Source organism: Parablautia muri, assembly GCF_009917485.1.
In the GTDB taxonomy this organism is placed as follows: domain Bacteria; phylum Bacillota; class Clostridia; order Lachnospirales; family Lachnospiraceae; genus Suilimivivens; species Suilimivivens muri.
In genome coordinates, this window is the sequence record NZ_QZDT01000001.1 from 15054 (window position 1) to 34792 (window position 19739).

At 31.0% G+C, this 19739-nt stretch carries 20 protein-coding genes and 1 tRNA gene; 16 read left to right on the forward strand and 5 right to left on the reverse strand.

From position 1 onward, the window contains the following. Nucleotides 1-39 precede the first annotated feature (39 nt). The 3 genes from D5281_RS00055 to dnaA all read right to left on the reverse strand — a co-directional run bounded on the left by D5281_RS00055 (nucleotide 40) and on the right by dnaA (nucleotide 3043). Nucleotides 40-249, reverse strand: a complete 210-nt coding sequence (locus D5281_RS00055) for an RNA-binding S4 domain-containing protein (RefSeq protein ID WP_160558126.1) — start codon at nucleotides 247-249, stop codon at nucleotides 40-42. 38 nt (nucleotides 250-287) lie between these two features. Further along, complete coding sequence (gene dnaN, locus D5281_RS00060; protein ID WP_160558127.1) at nucleotides 288-1397, reverse strand: DNA polymerase III subunit beta; 1110 nt, start codon at nucleotides 1395-1397, stop codon at nucleotides 288-290. 299 nt (nucleotides 1398-1696) lie between these two features. After that, entirely contained in the window at nucleotides 1697-3043 is a 1347-nt protein-coding gene (gene dnaA / locus D5281_RS00065) for a chromosomal replication initiator protein DnaA (RefSeq protein WP_160558128.1), read from the reverse strand. A gap of 520 nt (nucleotides 3044-3563) precedes the next feature. Here dnaA and rpmH point away from each other — a divergent pair. The 15 genes from rpmH to D5281_RS00140 all read left to right on the forward strand — a co-directional run bounded on the left by rpmH (nucleotide 3564) and on the right by D5281_RS00140 (nucleotide 16666). Next, entirely contained in the window at nucleotides 3564-3698 is a 135-nt protein-coding gene (gene rpmH, locus D5281_RS00070) for a 50S ribosomal protein L34 (protein WP_160558129.1), read from the forward strand. 83 nt (nucleotides 3699-3781) lie between these two features. Further along, complete coding sequence (rnpA, locus tag D5281_RS00075; protein WP_160558130.1) at nucleotides 3782-4135, forward strand: ribonuclease P protein component; 354 nt, start codon at nucleotides 3782-3784, stop codon at nucleotides 4133-4135. Nucleotides 4136-4206: 71 nt separating this feature from the next. Further along, nucleotides 4207-4416 carry a membrane protein insertion efficiency factor YidD gene (gene yidD / locus D5281_RS00080; protein ID WP_277935085.1) on the forward strand — a complete coding sequence of 70 codons (210 nt, stop codon included), beginning with the start codon at nucleotides 4207-4209 and terminating at the stop codon, nucleotides 4414-4416. Between the two features lie 32 nt (nucleotides 4417-4448). After that, nucleotides 4449-5792: a YidC/Oxa1 family membrane protein insertase gene (locus tag D5281_RS00085; RefSeq protein WP_160558131.1), complete on the forward strand. Its 1344-nt coding sequence runs from the start codon at nucleotides 4449-4451 to the stop codon at nucleotides 5790-5792. Between the two features lie 12 nt (nucleotides 5793-5804). Next, a complete protein-coding gene (gene jag / locus D5281_RS00090) occupies nucleotides 5805-6428 on the forward strand; it encodes an RNA-binding cell elongation regulator Jag/EloR (RefSeq protein WP_160558132.1) in 624 nt (207 codons plus the stop codon). A gap of 115 nt (nucleotides 6429-6543) precedes the next feature. Next, nucleotides 6544-7923, forward strand: a complete 1380-nt coding sequence (mnmE, locus tag D5281_RS00095) for a tRNA uridine-5-carboxymethylaminomethyl(34) synthesis GTPase MnmE (protein ID WP_160558133.1) — start codon at nucleotides 6544-6546, stop codon at nucleotides 7921-7923. Between the two features lie 81 nt (nucleotides 7924-8004). Continuing rightward, nucleotides 8005-9924 (forward strand): tRNA uridine-5-carboxymethylaminomethyl(34) synthesis enzyme MnmG, encoded by a 1920-nt coding sequence (gene mnmG, locus D5281_RS00100; protein ID WP_160558134.1) that lies wholly within the window; start codon nucleotides 8005-8007, stop codon nucleotides 9922-9924. 26 nt (nucleotides 9925-9950) lie between these two features. Beyond that, a complete protein-coding gene (gene rsmG, locus D5281_RS00105) occupies nucleotides 9951-10694 on the forward strand; it encodes a 16S rRNA (guanine(527)-N(7))-methyltransferase RsmG (protein ID WP_330584716.1) in 744 nt (247 codons plus the stop codon). Between the two features lie 43 nt (nucleotides 10695-10737). Further along, the gene (locus D5281_RS00110) at nucleotides 10738-11379 is read left to right on the forward strand and encodes a response regulator (RefSeq protein WP_160558135.1); all 642 of its coding nucleotides are present in this window, start codon (nucleotides 10738-10740) and stop codon (nucleotides 11377-11379) included. A 568-nt stretch (nucleotides 11380-11947) separates the two neighbouring features. Next, on the forward strand, nucleotides 11948-12715 hold the full coding sequence (locus D5281_RS00115; RefSeq protein WP_160558136.1) for a ParA family protein: 768 nt from the start codon (nucleotides 11948-11950) through the stop codon (nucleotides 12713-12715). Between the two features lie 2 nt (nucleotides 12716-12717). Continuing rightward, a complete protein-coding gene (locus D5281_RS00120; RefSeq protein ID WP_160558137.1) occupies nucleotides 12718-13617 on the forward strand; it encodes a ParB/RepB/Spo0J family partition protein in 900 nt (299 codons plus the stop codon). Between the two features lie 80 nt (nucleotides 13618-13697). Beyond that, entirely contained in the window at nucleotides 13698-14210 is a 513-nt protein-coding gene (locus tag D5281_RS00125; RefSeq protein ID WP_160558138.1) for a DUF4446 family protein, read from the forward strand. A gap of 146 nt (nucleotides 14211-14356) precedes the next feature. Beyond that, entirely contained in the window at nucleotides 14357-15634 is a 1278-nt protein-coding gene (gene serS, locus D5281_RS00130) for a serine--tRNA ligase (protein WP_160558139.1), read from the forward strand. Nucleotides 15635-15643: 9 nt separating this feature from the next. Beyond that, entirely contained in the window at nucleotides 15644-16534 is an 891-nt protein-coding gene (locus tag D5281_RS00135) for a DUF3881 family protein (protein ID WP_334296594.1), read from the forward strand. A 60-nt stretch (nucleotides 16535-16594) separates the two neighbouring features. Further along, nucleotides 16595-16666: transfer RNA gene (locus D5281_RS00140), tRNA-Arg, on the forward strand. 128 nt (nucleotides 16667-16794) lie between these two features. Here D5281_RS00140 and D5281_RS00145 read toward each other — a convergent pair. Beyond that, nucleotides 16795-18099 (reverse strand): sensor histidine kinase, encoded by a 1305-nt coding sequence (locus D5281_RS00145; RefSeq protein ID WP_160558141.1) that lies wholly within the window; start codon nucleotides 18097-18099, stop codon nucleotides 16795-16797. Nucleotides 18100-18115: 16 nt separating this feature from the next. Next, nucleotides 18116-18787 carry a response regulator transcription factor gene (locus tag D5281_RS00150; RefSeq protein WP_160558142.1) on the reverse strand — a complete coding sequence of 224 codons (672 nt, stop codon included), beginning with the start codon at nucleotides 18785-18787 and terminating at the stop codon, nucleotides 18116-18118. Between the two features lie 167 nt (nucleotides 18788-18954). Between D5281_RS00150 and D5281_RS00155 the strand changes: the two genes are divergently transcribed. Further along, entirely contained in the window at nucleotides 18955-19608 is a 654-nt protein-coding gene (locus D5281_RS00155) for a hypothetical protein (protein ID WP_160558143.1), read from the forward strand. Nucleotides 19609-19739 lie beyond the last annotated feature (131 nt).

Consider the following 19739-nt stretch of genomic DNA (forward strand, 5'->3'; position numbering starts at 1 on the left):
TTAAATTTTCAACCTTCCAGCCTTTCTGCAAAAGATAAATCAACCTGTTATCTTAATCTGGTTTCCTTCAAATTCTACAATATCTCCATCATATAATTTTTTTCCTCTTTGGATTTCCACCTTTCCATTTACTTTTACCAAACCATCCTGAATGACAAATTTAGCATCCACTCCTGATTGTACCAGATTAGCAGCCTTGAGTGCCTGCCCTAATTTTATATAATCATCTTTTAAATTAATTATTTCCATTTTTTACCTCTTTAATCAAAACTCTACGAATATGACCTTTAATTTACAGTAGTGAAATTAACAGGAAGTATCAAATAAATATAATTTTCAGTGGCATCCTTTATAAAACAAGGTGCTTTAGGATTAACAAGATAAACATCAATCAGTTCATCATCAATCACCCGCAGAGCATCTATCATAAATTTAGGATTAAAACCGATCATCAAATCCTTACCCTGTTTCGTAATGTCAATTTCTTCATTCATACTTCCTATGGTCGAATTAATTTTTAGCTCTAATACACCATCTGTAATATTGATGATAATGGGTTTTTTATCTCCCTCTTTTACTAGTAAGGTAGCTCTGTCAATACATTCTAAAAATTCTCTTTTATGAATCGTTACCTTTGTCTCGTAATCGCTGGAAAGCATCTGGTCAATCCTAAAATATTCACCTTCAATTAATCTAGATACAACCGTGGTCTTATCAAATTCAAATACAATATGCTTTCCTGTAAAGAAAATGGAAACATCCTTATCTGCATCACCTGAAAGAATTTTACTTATTTCATTTAATGTTTTTCCAGGAACCACTACCTTTTTGGAAGGATAACTGTTTTTCAATCCTATCTTACGAATTGAAATTCTGTGACCATCAAGAGAAACAACTTTTAAAGTATCCCCATTGATATCAAACAGTTCTCCTGTCATCAGCTTATTGTTATCATTGTCTGAAATTGAAAAAATAGTTTGTCTTACAACTTCTTTCAAGGTAAATTGAGATATAATAATATGATCTATTTTTTCAATGGATGGAAGATATGAAAAATCTTCTCCGGATTTTCCTATAATTGTGAACTTTGCTTTCTCACATACAATATTTGTTTTAAATGATTTATCTGTTTCAAGGACTACCTGATTGTCAGGTAATTTTCTAACAATATCAAGGAATATCTTTGCATCAAGTGCTATTTGTCCTTTTTCTACAATATCCCCTTCTATAATTGTTTCAATGCCAAGTTCCATATCATTGGCAATCAATTTAATATTTCTTCCTGTGGCATCTATTAAAATACATTCAAGAATAGACATTGTAGTCTTATTTGGAACAGCTTTTGAAACAATCTGTACTCCACTTAATAGGTTTGATTTGCTGCATATTAATTTCATTTGGCCATGACTTCCTTTCTTTTATAAGATAATCCACAAGGATAATATAGACAGTTACAGAAAAATACATTTTAAGAATGTAAAGTTGAAAATATATTTATAGTTCTTAGGAGCCTTATTAATATATAATTAATTTAGTAATAATACTTAATAAGGGGTGTTAATTTGTGTATAACTCTTTTATTATACTATTTTTCAATGAAAAAAGGAATGTAAAACGTGTGGATAAAACAAATTTTAAAAAATTTATTTGGGAATAACCTTTTATTTATGAACAATGTATCTTGAAAGATTATTGTTTAGTCAGAGTTTATTTTTTTTCGAATAATTTCTATTCTGTTTTTAAGCTCTGCATTTGTCTTTATATCCTCGGTTATTTTGTCGATACCGTGGATAACTGTAGTGTGGTCTTTTTTTCCAAGGGCTTTACCTATACTTTGTAAAGATTCTTCTGTTAATTGTCTGCATAAATACATACAAATCTGCCTTGGCTGTACAAATTCTGAATTTCTCTTTCTTGATATGATATCCTCCGGTGAAATACCAAAGTGTTCAGCTACTATATCAATAATAAGCTGAGGTGTAACTTGTCTGGTTGCGTTGGAGGATATAATATCCTTTAATGCTTCCTGGACATTTTCAAGGGTTATGTCAAGTTTATTGAGCCTTGCAAAAGCGATTACTTTATTGTAAGCACCCTCTAATTCTCTTATATTTGATTTAATATTAGTTGCAATGTATTGAAAAACATCTTCTTTTATTTCCTTATTGTAGTTTTCAGCGTTCTTTTTAAGGATGGCGTAGCGGGTCTCATAGTCAGGAGGCTGTATATCGGCAATAAGTCCCCATTCAAAACGTGAGCGAAATCTTTCTTCTAATGTTTCCATTTCTTTTGGAGGCTTATCAGAGGAAAGAATTATTTGTTTTCCTGCGGAGTGAAGTACATTAAAGGTGTGGAAAAATTCTTCCTGGGTACTTTCCTTACCTATTATAAATTGTACGTCATCAATTAAAAGCACATCTACAGTTCTATATTTTTCTCTTAGTCTGTTCATTTTTGCAGCATTACCGCTTCGTATGGATTCAATTACTTCATTGGTAAACTGCTCGGAGGTAACATAGAGCACTTTCATATCAGGGCTTTGATTTAATATGAAATGGCCTATCGAGTGCATCAGATGGGTTTTTCCAAGACCAGCTCCACCATATAAATAAAGAGGATTATATGCTTCACCAGGAGATTCTGCTACGGCTAACGAAGCAGAATGGGCAAATTTATTATTTCCTCCTACTACAAAGGTGTCAAATCTATATTTTGAATTGAGGTTGGCATTTATGTAATTAATATTATAAACTGCTTTAGATGAGGATGTTTCATTTTCCGCATCTTTTTCAAGGATGAAGGAAATATCATAAGTATGATCCATCATTTCAGAAATTGTTACCTGAAAATAACTTTTATATTTGGATGAAATATATTTAAGGGCATGGGCCTGATCGGAAGGAATCATAATTGTGACAATATCATCCTTTTCACTGTGAAAGTTTAAAGGCTTTACCCATGTGTTGTAGGATATATCTGACAAATCATATTCTGTCCTAAGAGTTTCTTTAATTAAATTCCAATTTTCTTTAATCAAGTCCATTGAATACCCCCATATAATAATTAAAAAACTACTCAATTTTATCTTAATATAAATAAGATGAAATTTCAAATTATTTTTAGTTTACATAATTTATAAGGATTTTTGGATTGTTTGTGAATAACTTAAAAAAAGAAATCAACAATTTGCACACTGAAATATTTAGGGAAAAGCATGGATTTATTTGACAATTTGTTTAATCTATGTTGAAAAAATATGAGTTATCCACAACTTATCCACATTTTGTGGATATTATTATGTAAAGTTATAAAATTATTATTTACTACATTTAGTGTTTTTAACGGGATACTTATAACAATATATTGTTATGGTGAATATAACGATTTTTTCGATTATTTTTTTTATATTTTTTTCGTTTTGATTTTTCTTTTTTGACTTGACGTAAATATTTTAATCTTATATAATTTTAATGATATTTTCCAAAGAAGGGTTTTTTGTAATAAATCTAAATATTTGTTTACCTTATTATATATTAAGGTCAAGTAAAGGAGGTGTTTCGATTATGAAAATGACTTATCAGCCTAAGAAAAGACAGAGATCTAAGGTTCATGGTTTTAGAGCCAGGATGAGCAGTGCTGGCGGAAGAAAAGTTTTAGCAGCCAGAAGATCAAAAGGAAGAAAAAGATTATCAGCATAGGCCGCGTTATGTGGCCTTTTTTTCTATATTTTTTCAATAGAAAATATAATAAAAAATGATATAAAGATAATTGGAAGATTGAAATGAGTTATATTTTTTCAGATTCTTTAAAAAAAAATAGTGATTTCCAGCAAGTTTACAGAATGGGCAAATCTTATGCCAACAAATATTTAGTCATGTATGTTTTGGAAAATAGTACAGATAAAAACAGGCTGGGAATAAGTGTAAGTAAGAAAGTAGGAAACAGCGTAGTCAGACATAAAGTTACAAGATTGATAAGAGAAAGTTACAGACTACATGAAAATATATTTAATAGTGGTTTAGATATAGTAGTCATAGCCAGAAATAACGCTTCTTCTGTATCTTATTGGAAGATTGAAAGCGCTTTATTACATCTTGCAAAGCTTCATCAGATTATAAAAATTTATTTTTATTAAGTTGGTCACTTATCGTGACAGTATTTGATATTTAAGTAATATACAGGATGATGAAGAAATCAGAAAATAACATGAAAAAATTATTGATTTTATTGATTATATTTTACAGGAAATATATTTCTCCTATAAAGCATACGAAGTGTCCATATTTTCCTACCTGTTCGGAGTATGGGCTTGAAGCGATAGAAAAATATGGAGCTTTAAAAGGAAGTATGTTAGCTTTGTGGAGAATTTTAAGGTGTAATCCTTTTTCAAAAGGGGGATATGATCCTGTACCATAAGATTGATAGAATTAACAACAGGAGGAAATAAATTGACAGGAATTATTTTAACCCAGTATGATGGTATGATAATCGGTCCTATTGCCAAGATTCTTGGTTATCTTATGGAAGGAATTTTTTCGCTCCTTGATTTGATCGGAATTCCAAATGTAGGGCTTTCCATTATTTTATTTACGATTGTAATATATTTGTTAATGATGCCTCTTACGATTAAGCAGCAAAAGTTTTCTAAGCTTTCTGCAAAGATGAATCCGGAGCTTCAGGCAATCCAGGCAAAATATAAGAATAAAAAAGATAATGATTCCATGATGGCAATGAATGCGGAAACACAGGCTGTGTATGCAAAATATGGTGTTTCTCCTAGTGGTAGTTGTGTGCAGCTTTTGATTCAAATGCCTATTTTATTTGCACTTTATCGTGTGATTTATTCTATGCCTGCATATGTTACAAAAATAGGTGAAACTTTCAGAGTATTATCTGAAAAAATTATTTCATTAGATAAAGGTGAATTTTTACAGAGTTCTGAATTAACTAGTGTTGTAAGCGCAATCAGAATGTACGGAAATAATCTTGAAAAGAATCTTTCAAATGGTATTATTGATGTGCTTAACAAGCTTTCTACTTCTGATATGAATGTTATTTCAGAACATTATAATTTATCGCAGCTTACTTATGATGGAGAGCTTATTTTAAGCAATGAAGGAACGCGCGGATTAATTGATACCTATAATAATTTTCTTGGTATAAATATAGGAAATTCTCCTTCTTATATGATAAGTGAGGCATGGAATTCTCCTGATGGTATCAAGTGGCTTTTCATTATTGTGGCGCTTATTATTCCGGTTTTATCAGCAGTTACTCAGTGGATTAATACCAAATTAATGCCGCAGGCTGATACCTCTAATCAAAGTGATCAGCAAAATTCTATGGCACAGTCAATGAAAATGATGAATACCATGATGCCGCTTATGTCAGCATTTTTCTGCTTTACACTTCCTGCCGGTATGGGACTTTATTGGATTGCAGGTTCAGTTGTAAGAAGTATTCAGCAGGTAGTAATTAATAAGCATATTGATAAGATAGACATTGATGAGCTTATTAATAAAAATGAGGATAAAAGAATTAAGAAGCTTGAAAAAGCAGGAATTGATCCTAAGTCGTTAAATAAAAACGCTACTTTAAGTACAAAAAATGTTAATCCTTACAAAAGTTCTTCTTCTATGTCATCAAAGGCAAAGGTTAATCCTATGACTCAGGAAGAAAAGGATGAAGCAATGAAAAAGTCTACTGAATATTATAATAAAAACGCTAAACCAGGGAGTCTTGCATCAAAAGCTAATATGGTAAAACAGTACAATGAAAAAAATAATAAATAGGGGGAAATTATTTTGGAATACGTTGAAATTTCAGCTAAAACAGTAAATGACGCAATTACGGAAGCTTGTCAGAGATTTGTAGTAACAAGTGATAAATTAGATTATATTGTGGTTGAAGAAGGTTCAGCAGGTTTTCTTGGTATTGGATCTAAACCAGCTGTTATTAAAGCAAGAGCAAAATGTACTGTCCAAGATAAGGCAAAGGATTTCTTAAACGAAGTCTTTGAGGCTATGAATATGACAGTGGTAGTGGATGTTAAATATGATGAAGTTAGTAACAATATGAGTATAGATTTGAGCGGAGACGAAATGGGTGTTTTAATAGGAAAAAGAGGACAAACTCTCGATTCACTTCAATATCTCGTATCTTTAGTAGTAAATAAGGATTCAGATGATTATATTAGAGTAAAGGTTGACACAGAGGATTATAGAAGAAGAAGAAAGGAAACTCTTGAGAACCTTGCAAAAAATATTGCTTATAAGGTAAAAAGAACAAAACGTCCTGTTTCTTTAGAACCTATGAATCCTTATGAGAGAAGGATTATTCATTCCGCGTTACAAAATGATAAATATGTAACAACACATAGTGAAGGTGAAGAACCTTTTAGAAGAGTAGTTGTAACATTAAAAAGATAGGTATATAAAAATGCTGGAGAATTGTATCCTCCGGCATTTTTTATAAATAGTCAAAGGTTGAATCGCGAAGATTGGTAGTGTTTGATATAGTTAATTGGAAGTATGGGGTATGTAAATGAAAACAGATACAATTGCTGCTATTGCAACTGCAATGGGTAATGCAGGTATAGGTATTATAAGGGTAAGTGGTGAAGAATCTATTGAAATAGTCGATTTAATATATAGAAATAATAAGAATGAGAGAAAATTAAAAAATTTTAAAAGCCATACAATTCATTATGGTTTTATTTATGATGGAAATGAAGTAGTGGACGAGGTTATGGTTTCTATTATGAAAAAACCGAATAGTTTTACCGCAGAAGATACAGTTGAAATTAATTGCCATGGTGGAGTTGTAGTACTAAATCGTATTTTAGATATGATTGTAAAAAATGGAGCAAGGTTAGCAGAGCCAGGAGAATTTACAAAACGTGCATTTTTAAATGGAAGAATTGATTTGTCAAGAGCAGAAGCTGTTATGGATATTATTTCTTCTAAAAATGAAATGGCACTTAAAAATTCGATGAAACATCTTGGAGGTTCTATTTATGAAAAAATAAAGGATTTAAGAGAAGACATTATTTATGAAATTGCTTTTATTGAATCTGCCTTGGATGATCCAGAGCATATAAGTCTTGATGGTTATGCAGATAAATTGTATATTAAAAATGAAAATTTAATAAATGAAGTTAATAAATTATTGTTAAGCGCAGAAAATGGGAAAATTATAAAAGAAGGTATTAAAACTGTTATTGTAGGAAAGCCGAATGCGGGAAAATCTTCTTTATTAAATGTATTGGTTGGAGAAGAAAAAGCAATTGTAACAGATATTGCTGGTACAACCAGAGATATATTAGAAGAAAATATAAATATAGGCGGTATCAGTCTTAAGATGATAGACACAGCTGGTATTCGTTTTACGGAGGATATTATTGAAAAAATAGGTGTTGAAAAAGCAAAAAAATATGTAGAGGATGCAGATTTAATTGTTTATGTAGTTGATTCGTCTGTACCTTTAGATGAAAATGATTTTGAAATTATGAAAATGATAGAAAATAGAAAATCTATTATTTTATTTAATAAATCAGATTTGGACGCAAGTATATCTTTTGAAGATTTAATGGATAAGATAAGAAATTCTATTATAATTAAAACTTCAACAAAAGAAAATACTGGAATAGATAATTTTGAAGCTGCTATTAAAAAATTATTTTTTAAAGGTGAAATTTTTTTAGATGATGAAGTCATGATAACAAACTTAAGACATAAAGAAGCGTTGGGAGATACACTTTTTAGTTTGAATCAAGTTAAAAAAAGTATAGAAAATAAAATGCCTGAAGATTTCTTTTCAATTGATTTGATAAGTGCCTATGCTAGTCTTGGAAAAATTATAGGAGAAGAAATAGAGGAAGATCTTGTAAACGAAATCTTTTCAAAATTTTGTATGGGTAAATAGATTGAAAAATCGAAGATTTTTTGAGCAACAAATTTGTGCTTGTGTCTAAATTTGTGGGTTGCTTGCAGCATGGAGGTTAGAATGGAAATAAGGGAATATGTTGATGTTTGTGTGGTAGGTGCGGGACATGCAGGATGTGAAGCGGCTTTAGCTTGTGCCAGACTTGGTCTTGAAACGATAATATTTACTGTAAGTGTAGATAGTATTGCTCTTATGCCATGTAATCCAAATATTGGAGGATCTTCTAAAGGACATCTTGTGCGTGAGTTAGATGCACTTGGCGGTGAAATGGGTAAAAACATAGATAAAACGTTTATTCAATCAAAAATGTTGAATATTTCGAAAGGTCCTGCAGTTCATTCTCTTCGTGCTCAGGCCGATAAAGCTGAGTATAGCCGTACTATGAGAAAAGTTCTTGAAAATCAGGAAAATCTTACAATTAAACAAGTTGAAGTTTGTGAATTATTATGGGAAGATATAAATGATTCGAATGAAAATACAACTAAAAAAATAATTGGTTTAAAGACCTTTACTGGCACTATATATGAATGTAAGGCAATTATTTTGTGTACAGGTACTTATTTAAAATCAAGATGTTTATGTGGAGAAGCAATAGATTATACTGGACCTAATGGTTTAAAAGCGGCAAATTATTTGTCAGATTCTTTACTATCTATGGGAATAGAATTGCGTAGGTTTAAAACAGGGACTCCGGCAAGAATGGATAAAAGAAGTATTGATTTTTTTAAAATGGAAGAACAATTTGGAGATGAGAGAGTCATTCCATTTTCTTTTTCTACTAATTCGGAAGATGTACAGATTGATCAGGTATCATGTTATCTTACATATACAAATGAAAAGACACATGAAATTATAAGAAATAATCTTGATCGTTCTCCTCTATATGCCGGAATTATAGAAGGTACAGGACCAAGATATTGTCCTTCTATTGAGGATAAGGTAGTAAAATTTGCTGATAAGGAAAGACATCAAGTATTTATAGAGCCGGAGGGTCTACACACTAATGAAATGTATGTTGGAGGTATGTCTTCTTCTTTACCGGAAGATGTGCAGATTGCTATGTATCGTACTGTTCCTGGTCTGGAAAATTGTAAAATAGTGAGAAATGCATATGCAATAGAGTATGATTGTATTAATCCAAAGCAGTTGTATCCTACTTTAAGATTTAAAGATGTGAAAGGTCTTTATAGTGGTGGACAGTTAAATGGAAGCAGCGGTTATGAAGAAGCAGCAGTTCAGGGATTAATAGCCGGAATAAATGCTGCACAGTTTATATTAGGAAAGGAAGAATTAGTAATTGATAGATCGGAAGCATATATAGGAGTATTAATTGACGATTTGGTTACAAAGGATAATTTCGAACCATATAGAATGATGACTTCCCGTGCAGAATATAGGCTTTTACTTAGACAGGATAATGCAGATTTAAGATTGCGTGAAAAAGGATTCAAAGTTGGGTTAATAACAGAAGACCAATATAATGATGTCACTCATAAAAAACAATTAATAAAAAATGAGATAAATCGTCTTAAAAATATAAAGATTGGTGCATCAGCAAAAAATCAAAAATTTTTAGAAAAGTATGGAAGTTCAACTTTAAAAACAGGAGTAAATCTTGCTGAATTATTATGTAGACCGGAACTTACTTATAATCTTTTAGAAGAAATTGATCCTGAGAGAAAAGAACTTCCAAAAGATGTAATTGAGCAAGTAGAAATAGAAATAAAGTATGAAGGGTATATCGAAAGACAGCTTCGACAGGTCGAACAGTTTAAAAAAATGGAAAATAAAAAAATACCTGTTGATTTAAATTATGATAATGTACCAAGCCTACGTTTAGAGGCAAGACAAAAACTGAAAGCTTTTCATCCGATATCTGTAGGACAGGCATCAAGAATTTCCGGTGTATCTCCTGCCGATATTTCTGTACTTTTGGTTTATTTAGAACAATATAAAGTATCAAATATAAAAGTTATTTAAAAATAGTAGATTTATGGAGAAATATAGTGTGTGAAAATATCAATGATTTACTTATACATAATTTTGAAAAAGATTTAGAAGAATTTAATATTACTTTAAATGAACGTCAGACAGAACAATTTATTCAATATTATGAATTATTATTAGAATGGAATTCTTTTATGAATCTTACTGCGATTACACAATTTGAAGATGTTTTAAAAAGACATTTTTTAGACAGTGTTTCAATCATTAAGGCAATTCCGGATTTATATAATTCTTCTAAAAAATTAATAGACATTGGGACAGGAGCAGGATTTCCTGGAATACCAATAAAAATAGTATTTCCTGGTTTAAAAATTACGCTTCTAGATTCTCTAAATAAAAGAGTTAAATTTTTGAATAAAGTAATAAGTGATTTAAAGCTTGAAAATATTAATGCTATTCATGGAAGAGCTGAAGATTGCGCCAGATTAAATGAATTGAGGGAGTCCTTTGATTTATGTGTGTCTAGAGCAGTTTCAAATTTATCTACTCTATCGGAATACTGTTTACCATTTGTTAAAAAAAATGGTTATTTTATTTCTTATAAATCTGAAAAAGTAATAAAAGAATATGAAAATGCTCAGAAAGCAATAGGAATACTCGGAGGAAAATGTGAGACAAAAATTGAATTTGAATTGCCAAATTCAGATATATATCGAAATCTTTTAATAATAAAAAAAGAAAAAAATACTCCAAATAAATATCCGAGAAATGCTGGGTTACCTATAAAAAAACCTATATTCTGAAAAAAAATTAATTGCTATATGACATAATGAAAAGGAGACAGAAATGATAAAAGCAATGATTGTAGATGATCATATAATGGTAAGACAAAGTATTAAATATTTATTAGAAATGGACGGTAGTATTGAAGTAATTGATGAAGCAAATGATGGAATTGATTGTATTAATAAATTAAAATATGTAAGCCCTGATATTTTGTTATTAGATATTAACATGCCAAATATGAATGGAATTGATGTTTTAAAAATAATAAAAAATGAAAAAAAACCGATTAAAATTTTATTATTGACTGCTTATGAGGAAACTGAACTTCTTTTAAAAGCGTTTGATATAGGAACAGATGGATATATATTAAAAAAATCAAGCGTTGAAAATTTAAAAAAAGCTATTACTGAAATCATGGATGGAAACACTTACATACAGCCTAGTTTATTATCAATTTTAAATGATAAATTAATAGATAGAAATTTAGATAAAATTAGAATCAAATCTTTAACAAAAAGAGAAATAGAAATACTCACACATGTAGCCAAAGGAATGTTTAATAGAGAAATAGCTATAAATTTAAATATTAGCGAAAGAACAGTTAAAAATCATCTTTCAAATATTTTTAAGAAGATAGAAGTATCTGATAGAACACAGGCTGCTGTTTTTGCGATTAAAAACAATATTATAAAAATTTTCTAAAAATGTTTCACGTGAAACATTATCTTAATTTTAAAATACTAACACAAGATAATGTTTCACGTGAAACATATAACCCCAAAATCTAGTAAACATTTCGTGAAACATCCCACAATATTCCAAAAATACGCTGTGAAACATTAATATATATAAAATTTATGAGTTTAGTATATACATATACAAGATATTGTGGTTTTCTGTAATTCATATACATATTAAAAACTATTAATTTATGTACTACTATATTTTTATTTCAACAAACAATAAGCCAAGTAGACGTGTTTATAAAGATACGAGGCATCTCATAGATATTTAACGAATGCTGATGGTCAATACCACGCTGCCTTGCGGCCTATGCTTTGCAGAGCTGTAAGCTTGATATCCATTGCTTAAAGCGGGATTGTTGGCTAAATAAGAAAAAAGTAATGTATATATAATTTTTAAGTATATTTTTCTCCGCCACTTTTATGAAAAAATTTATGGAATATCAATTTAAGAAGTGATATAATCATTTACGAGACTTCGAGACAAAATCAATATAAAAATTATTGAAAATGTGAAAGGATAAAATATGGGAAAAGTTATTGCTATTGCAAATCAAAAGGGAGGAGTAGGAAAAACTACTACTTCAATTAATTTATCAGCTGCATTAGCAGCAAGAGAAAAAAAAGTATTAGTAATAGATACAGACCCACAGGGAAACACAACCAGTGGATTTGGGGTAGAAAAAAATGAATTAGAAAACACAATTTATGAATTGATGTTAGGAGAATGTTCTATTAAAGAATGTATTTTAAATGATGTAATCCCTGGAATTTCTATCATTCCTTCAAATGTAAATCTTGCAGCAGCAGAAATAGAGCTGATAGGAGTAGACCGTAAGGAATTTATTCTAAAACGTGAAATTGAATGGATAAAAGAAAGTTATGATTACATCATGATAGATTGCCCTCCATCTTTAAATATGTTGACAATCAATTCTATGACCACTGCCGATTCCGTATTGGTTCCTATACAATGTGAATATTATGCTCTGGAAGGTTTAAGTCAATTGATACATACAATTAATCTGGTAAAAGAACGTTTGAATCCGGATTTAGATATCGAGGGCGTAGTATTTACTATGTATGATTCAAGAACAAATTTATCTATGCAGGTGGTTGAAAATGTAAAAGATAATTTGAATCAAAAAATATTTAATACGGTAATTCCAAGGAATATAAGACTTGCTGAAGCGCCCAGTTATGGTAAGCCAATTAATTTATATGATGTAAAATCAGCAGGTGCAGAAGCTTATTTATCATTAGCGGATGAAATTATTCAAGGAAAGGAAGATTGATTATGGCGGTAAGGGGATTGGGCAAAGGGTTAGATGCATTAATTCCAAGTGGAGTTGGTGAAAAACCAGCTAAGTATGAAACAAAATCAGATCATAATAAATCAGAAGAAAATAATAATGGTGAAACAATCGTTAAGATTACAATGGTTGAACCAAACAGAGACCAGCCAAGAAAAAATTTTGATGAAGATTCATTAGAAGAATTAGCTGAATCTATTAAGCAGTTTGGATTATTACAGCCGATTATTGTTCAGGATAGAAAAAATCATTATGAAATTATTGCAGGTGAAAGAAGATGGAGAGCTGCAAAAAAAGCAGGTTTGAAAGAGGTCCCTGTTATCATTAAAAATCTGAGTGACCAGGAAATAGTTGAGATATCTTTGATAGAAAATATTCAGAGAGAAAATTTAAATCCAATTGAAGAAGCTCAGGCATATAAACGTCTTTTGACAGAATTTAATTTAAAGCAGGATGAAGTAGCTGAAAGAGTAGCTAAAAGCCGTACCGCAGTTACCAATTCTATGAGATTGCTTAAGTTATGCAATAATGTTCAGCAAATGATTATTGATGATATGATCTCAACTGGACATGCAAGAGCGTTGATTACAATAGATGATCCTGAGCAACAATATGCCATTGCACAACAAATTTTTGATGAAAAGCTCAGTGTACGTGATGTGGAAAAACTGGTAAAAAATTTAAATAAACCTGTAAAACCTAAAAAAGCTGTTTTAACGGATGATAGTCTTGAGGCAGTTTACCAGGATATAGAAGAAAATCTGAAGCAAAAACTAAGTACAAAGGTAACTATATCATCAAAAGGAAACGGAGCAGGAAAGATTGAAATAGAATTTTATAGTCATGATGATTTAGAAAAACTTATGGATTTACTTTCAAAATAATCTAAAAGATACAAGACAGATAAAATCAACAAGTTTATGTCAATATTAGATTTTTAATATTGACAGTAAAGGAGATTGAAATGAATAACTATTTTTTTACAAGTATCGGATTAGAATATATTGATATTGGTATTATATTAACAGCATTGGCAGGTATCATATTAATTCTTCTTATTTTGAATATTGTGAATATGTGTTTAATAGCAAAATTAAGAAAGAAATATAAAAAATTTATGCAAGGGAAAAATGCTAATAGTCTAGAAAATGAGATTACAGCATTGTTTGAAGATAATAAATTTATTAAAAGTTCTATTGAAAAAAATAAAACTGATATTAAAACACTATATCATAAGTTTGAATCATCTTTCCAAAAGATAGGTATAATAAAATATGATGCTTTTAGTCAAATAGGAGGAAAATTAAGTTTTTGTCTTGCACTACTAGATGAAAATAATAATGGTTTTATTTTGAATACGGTTCATAGCACGGATGGATGTTATTCTTATACAAAAGAAATTAAAAATGGAGAATGTAATATTTCTTTAAGTAAAGAAGAAGTGGAAACTTTGCATATAGCAATGGGTATAAATTAAAATTTCTATTTTTTGTTTAGAATTATATTTTCCAATAAAAAAGTGCTTGCATAAATTATATGTACATACTAATATTACAATATTAAATAGAAAGCAATAAATTTGTATTAATAAGAAGTTTTCAAACAAATTGTGGAGGATTAAATATGATAGATATTAAATTTTTAAGAGAAAACCCTGATCTAGTGAAAGAAAATATTAGAAAAAAATTTCAGGATGAAAAGATAAAACTTGTAGATGAAGTAGTTCAGTTAGATGCCATGAGCCGTAAAGCGCAGCAGGAGGCAGACAATTTAAGAGCTAATAGAAATAAAATATCTAAAGAAATCGGAGCATTAATGGCTCAAGGTAAAAAAGAAGAAGCAGAAGCTAAAAAGGCAGAGGTTGCTGCTGGCGCAAAGCGTCTTGTTGAATTGGAAGAAGAAGAAAAAGAATTAAGTGAAAAAGTTACTAAAATTATGATGGTCATTCCTAATATTATTGATCCCAGCGTTCCTATAGGAAAAGATGACAGTGAAAATGTAGAAATTCAAAAATACGGAGAACCTCTTGTTCCTGATTTTGAAATTCCTTACCATACGGAAATTATGGAGAAGGTAAACGGTATTGATTTAGATAGCGCAAGGAAAGTGGCAGGTAATGGATTTTATTATTTGATGGGAGATATTGCCAGACTTCATTCCGCAGTGATTTCCTATGCCAGGGATTTTATGATTGATAGAGGATTTAACTATTGTATACCACCATTTATGATTAGAAGTAATGTAGTTACAGGTGTCATGAGTTTTGCCGAAATGGATGCAATGATGTATAAGATTGAGGGAGAAGATTTATATCTGATAGGAACATCTGAACATTCTATGATAGGAAAATTTATTGATACAATTGTTCCGGAGGCAGAATTACCCAAAACACTTACCAGCTATTCTCCTTGTTTCAGAAAAGAAAAAGGAGCTCACGGATTAGAAGAAAGAGGCGTTTATCGAATTCATCAGTTTGAAAAGCAGGAAATGATAGTTGTATGTAAGCCTGAAGAATCACCTATGTGGTTTGAAAAGTTATGGCAAAATACAGTTGATTTGTTCCGCTCGATGGATATACCTGTAAGAACGATTGAGTGTTGTTCAGGTGATCTTGCTGATTTAAAAGTTAAATCATATGATGTAGAAGCATGGTCGCCCAGACAAAATAAATATTTTGAAGTGGGAAGTTGCTCAAATTTAGGTGATGCTCAGGCAAGAAGATTAAAGATTCGTATTAATGGAGAAAATGGAAAGTATTTTGCCCATACACTGAATAATACAGTAGTTGCTCCTCCCAGAATGTTAATTGCATTTTTAGAGAACAATTTACAAAAAGATGGATCAATCAAAATTCCGGAAGTATTGCAGCCGTATATGGGTGGTAAAAAAGAAATCAGATGATAATGGGAGGTGAAATCCTTGCATAAATATATGAGAGCCATTGGCTTTAGTAAATTATCGGATAGAAAAGAATTGCAAAAGCTTATAACGGATGTGATTATAGAAGGAACAGAACGTAGTTATACTTCAAATGGAAAAGAAACACTTTTGGCTGAATTTTGCAAGGATTTTGGAACATCTATAGGTGTGGCTGTATGCGGTGAATTTGATAATGAGGATAAATTTACTTATGATTACTATTTTCCATATTTACGCGGCGTGAACATAAGTTCGGAAGAAGATGTATCTTTAGAAAGGCATGCAGCCCAGGAATCCTATGCAGGAGTATGCGATGATGTCAGGATGGGTGTATCAATTATTTTCTATTTGCAGAATATGATACCGTATGTTAAAGCTAAAAATTTAGGGACATTGCCAATTAGAGGTACAACTCTTACATTATCAGCTTTATCTCTAAAAGGCACAATTATGATGGCTATCAATAAAAGTGAAAAAGATTTGATTAGAAATAAGCAGGTTTCTATGAATAGAAGCCAACTTTTAAATGCGGCAAGAAAGGGCGATGAAAATGCTATTGAAAGTTTAACACTGGATGATATGGATACTTATACTGCCATATCTAAAAGAATACAAAAAGAAGACGTTTTCAGCCTGGTGGACACATATTTTATGCCTTATGGGGTAGAATGTGATCAATATTCAATTTTAGGAGAAATTGCTGATTGTAATTTAATTGAAAATAGCTTTACAAAAGAAGAAGTATATTTAATGACCATTAATTGTAATGATATGATTTTTGATTTGTGTATTAACAAAGAAGATGTTTATGGTGAACCTGGTGTGGGCAGAAGGTTTAAAGGTACAATTTGGATGCAGGGGTATATAAATTTTCCAAATTAAGTTGCCAGAGTTAAAAGTTTGTGTTAAAATAACACAGTAGTAAAAACATATTGATAGGTTGTTCCCTTAGTTAAATGGATATAACAGGAGCCTCCTAAGCCCCAGTTGTGAGTTCGATTCTCGCAGGGAACGCTGAAAAGGTTGTAAATTCAAGGATTCTTGGATTTACAACCTTCTTTCATTTTTTTTGAAAGTATGGAAATAGATTTTAATGTGTGTCTGTATACTGCCAATTTTTCAAAAGACAAATTCGTTTTCAGTTATTGGTGGGATGGAAGATTTATATAAAAAACACTTCCCCCTCCAGATGCATCTTTAACTCCTATTGTTCCATTATGGGATTTTACAATTTCATAAGCTATGGACAAACCTAAGCCAAAGTGTCCTTTGGTACTTCGCGATTTTTCTACTCTATAGAAACGATCAAAAATCCTTTTTTTGTCTTCATCAGAGATACCAATCCCATTATCTGTAACGGAAATACAAAATTGTTCCTTATGATAAGAAAGAGATAATTTTATAGATCCTTCTTCCTTTGTATAGCTGATAGCATTGTGCAATAAAATAGAAATAACCTGTCTGATGCGGTCAGCATCGCAGGAACATAATGGTAAAGTATTTTCCGGAAGGTCAAGGGAAATAGAAATATGTTTTTTCTTTGCAAGGGCTTCAAAAGCTTCACAGGAATTGAGCAGCAGGGTGTCTAATTCTACAGGCATCATTCGTACGGAAAATCGTTGGTTATCAGAGCTTGATAAAGTAAGCATGTCCTCAATTAAAGCGGACATACGAAAACCTTCCTGCTTAATGGTTTCTAAAAAGGAAGATTGTTTGTCAGGAGAAGCTTCCTTACAGGATTCTGCTGAGGAAAGAATAACTGCAAGTGGGGTGCGAAGTTCATGCGAAGCAGATGCAATAAACTGTGCCTGTTTTTTTTGATTTTCCAAAATAGGTTTTAAAAGCTTTCCGGTAAAAATCCATGAAAAAATACTTAATAAAATGATTGAAACAATATTGATCAAAAGAAATTGTATGCGCTGCCTGAAAATTTGTTTTTCTAATGAGTCAAGAAGCGATAAAATAATGACCTGTAATGTAGAGGAATTTTTATCTATTTCTATAACACATGCATAATAATCATTCCCTGTAGAAGTTGAAGTGAAAGTATATTCTATGTGAGTAGAAAAAAGGAAGGTAGATAGGGAATTTTGTTCAGATAAAACAATAGAATAATAATTTTTAAAAGTATCTATAGCTTCTTCAAAAATAATAGATTTTTCTGAACTATCTGTAAGTATGTTATAAAGATAAGGAATTCCATTATCCAACACATAAAAAATATAATTTCCCTGTGTTTCCATTCTGGAAAGCCATTCCATGGATATAGTGGATTGACTTTCAAGATTCATAGTAATTGTATTCATATCATTTTTAAAGGAATTAAAGTGATTTCTGTGAAGTTCAGCTTCAGAGATATATAAATAAATTAGGGACATACTGACCATAATAGCAGCCGTAATACCTGCGCATAAAATAGTTAAATCTAAATGTACTTTTTTATACATAAGAATTCTCCATTGGTTAATCCTGCAGACAATAACCTATTCCGCGAATGGTTTTAATTTGCAAACTACTTCCAACGCCGTTTAGGCGTCTGCGCAGAAAATGAATATAATTGTCTAAATTTCCTTCTTCCACATCACTGTCCGGTCCCCATACTTTTAAAAGAAGAAAATTTCTGGATAAAGTTTGATTTTTTCTTCTTATAAAGGTTTCAAAAAGAGAAGCTTCTCTTTTTGAAAGCGTGCAATTTCCGGAAGGACCCTGAATACGGTCCTCATTCATATACCAGACAATATCAGAAACTGTAAGGGTATCCGTATTCGTTAAAGTATTAGGACGTCTTATAATACAGCGGATTCTGGCAAGAAGTTCCTCTATTGCAAAGGGTTTAACCAGATAATCATCAGCGCCAAGGTCAAGACCCGTTACTTTATCAGATAATGTGCCAAGCGCCGTTAAAATAATAACAGGTGTTGTGATTCCTTTCTTCCGGAGTAAAGTAAGTACCTGGGTACCTTCCATTAAAGGGAGCATTCGATCTAAGAGTATGATATCGTAAATATTCTGTTCCCCATAATAGCAGGCTTCTTCTCCATCAAAACATGAGTCTACAGAAAATCCTTCTCTTTCAAGCTGGAAAGTAAGGCTTTCATTTAATTGTTTGTCGTCCTCTACAAGTAAAATTCTCATAATTATATCCTCATTTAAACATTATATATTATATTATCACAGAAATCTTTAAAAATTCTCTAAGGTAGAGATAAATTGAAAATTTGCCTTTTAGAGAAAATTTAGAGAAATTCCTGATAGGATAAAATACATAAATAAAATTTTTACATAAAACGGAGGAGAAAATTATGAAAAGAAAAATAATAACTGTTTACGGAAAGAAGTTTACAATTTTGGTTTGTACAATTCTTGCTCTGACAATAACTGGCTGTAGTGAGAAATCTGAGGAGTCAGGCATTATTGTGGAGGGGTTAGAAAATCAAGATGAAAATGGACAGGAAGATAATTTAGATAACTTTGAGTCGGATGAAAAAGAATCGGAAAATGGTGAGGGAGGAGCAAGCGAAGAAGGAAATAAGAAAAATGAAGAAAAAAATGAAGGTGAAGCAAATACAGAGGAAAAAGAAGAAAATACATCTGAAAAATCTGATAATCATAAGCAGGGAACGGAAATATTAGAAGGTAGTGTCAAAAGTATAGGTGAATCAAGCATTGTAATCAGTAAGACTTTTACGGAAGAAGGAGAGGGTGACGTTTTAATTGCGTGGGCCCCGGCGGAAGGCAGTGACGAGGAAGTATTAATTACAGTAAATGTTTCCGATACTACAAAATACGAGATTAGAACGGTTGCAAATGGCGGTGTAAACGGTGATTCTGATGTTACGGTGACAGACGGTTCTATGTCAGATTTATCAGAAAGTAAATCTGTTACACTAACGGGCCAGTATATTTCTGAAAATGAGTTTCAGGCGGATTTGGTAAGTATTTATAATTTTGTATAGAATTGAAATTGTAAATCAATAAATTGACTTGTAAAGAATAGTAGTATTTGATATATAAAGATATAAACTTTATAAAAACAAGATAATAATAAAGAAGAAAACAAACGCTGCCACACTTTGCGAGTCAGTTT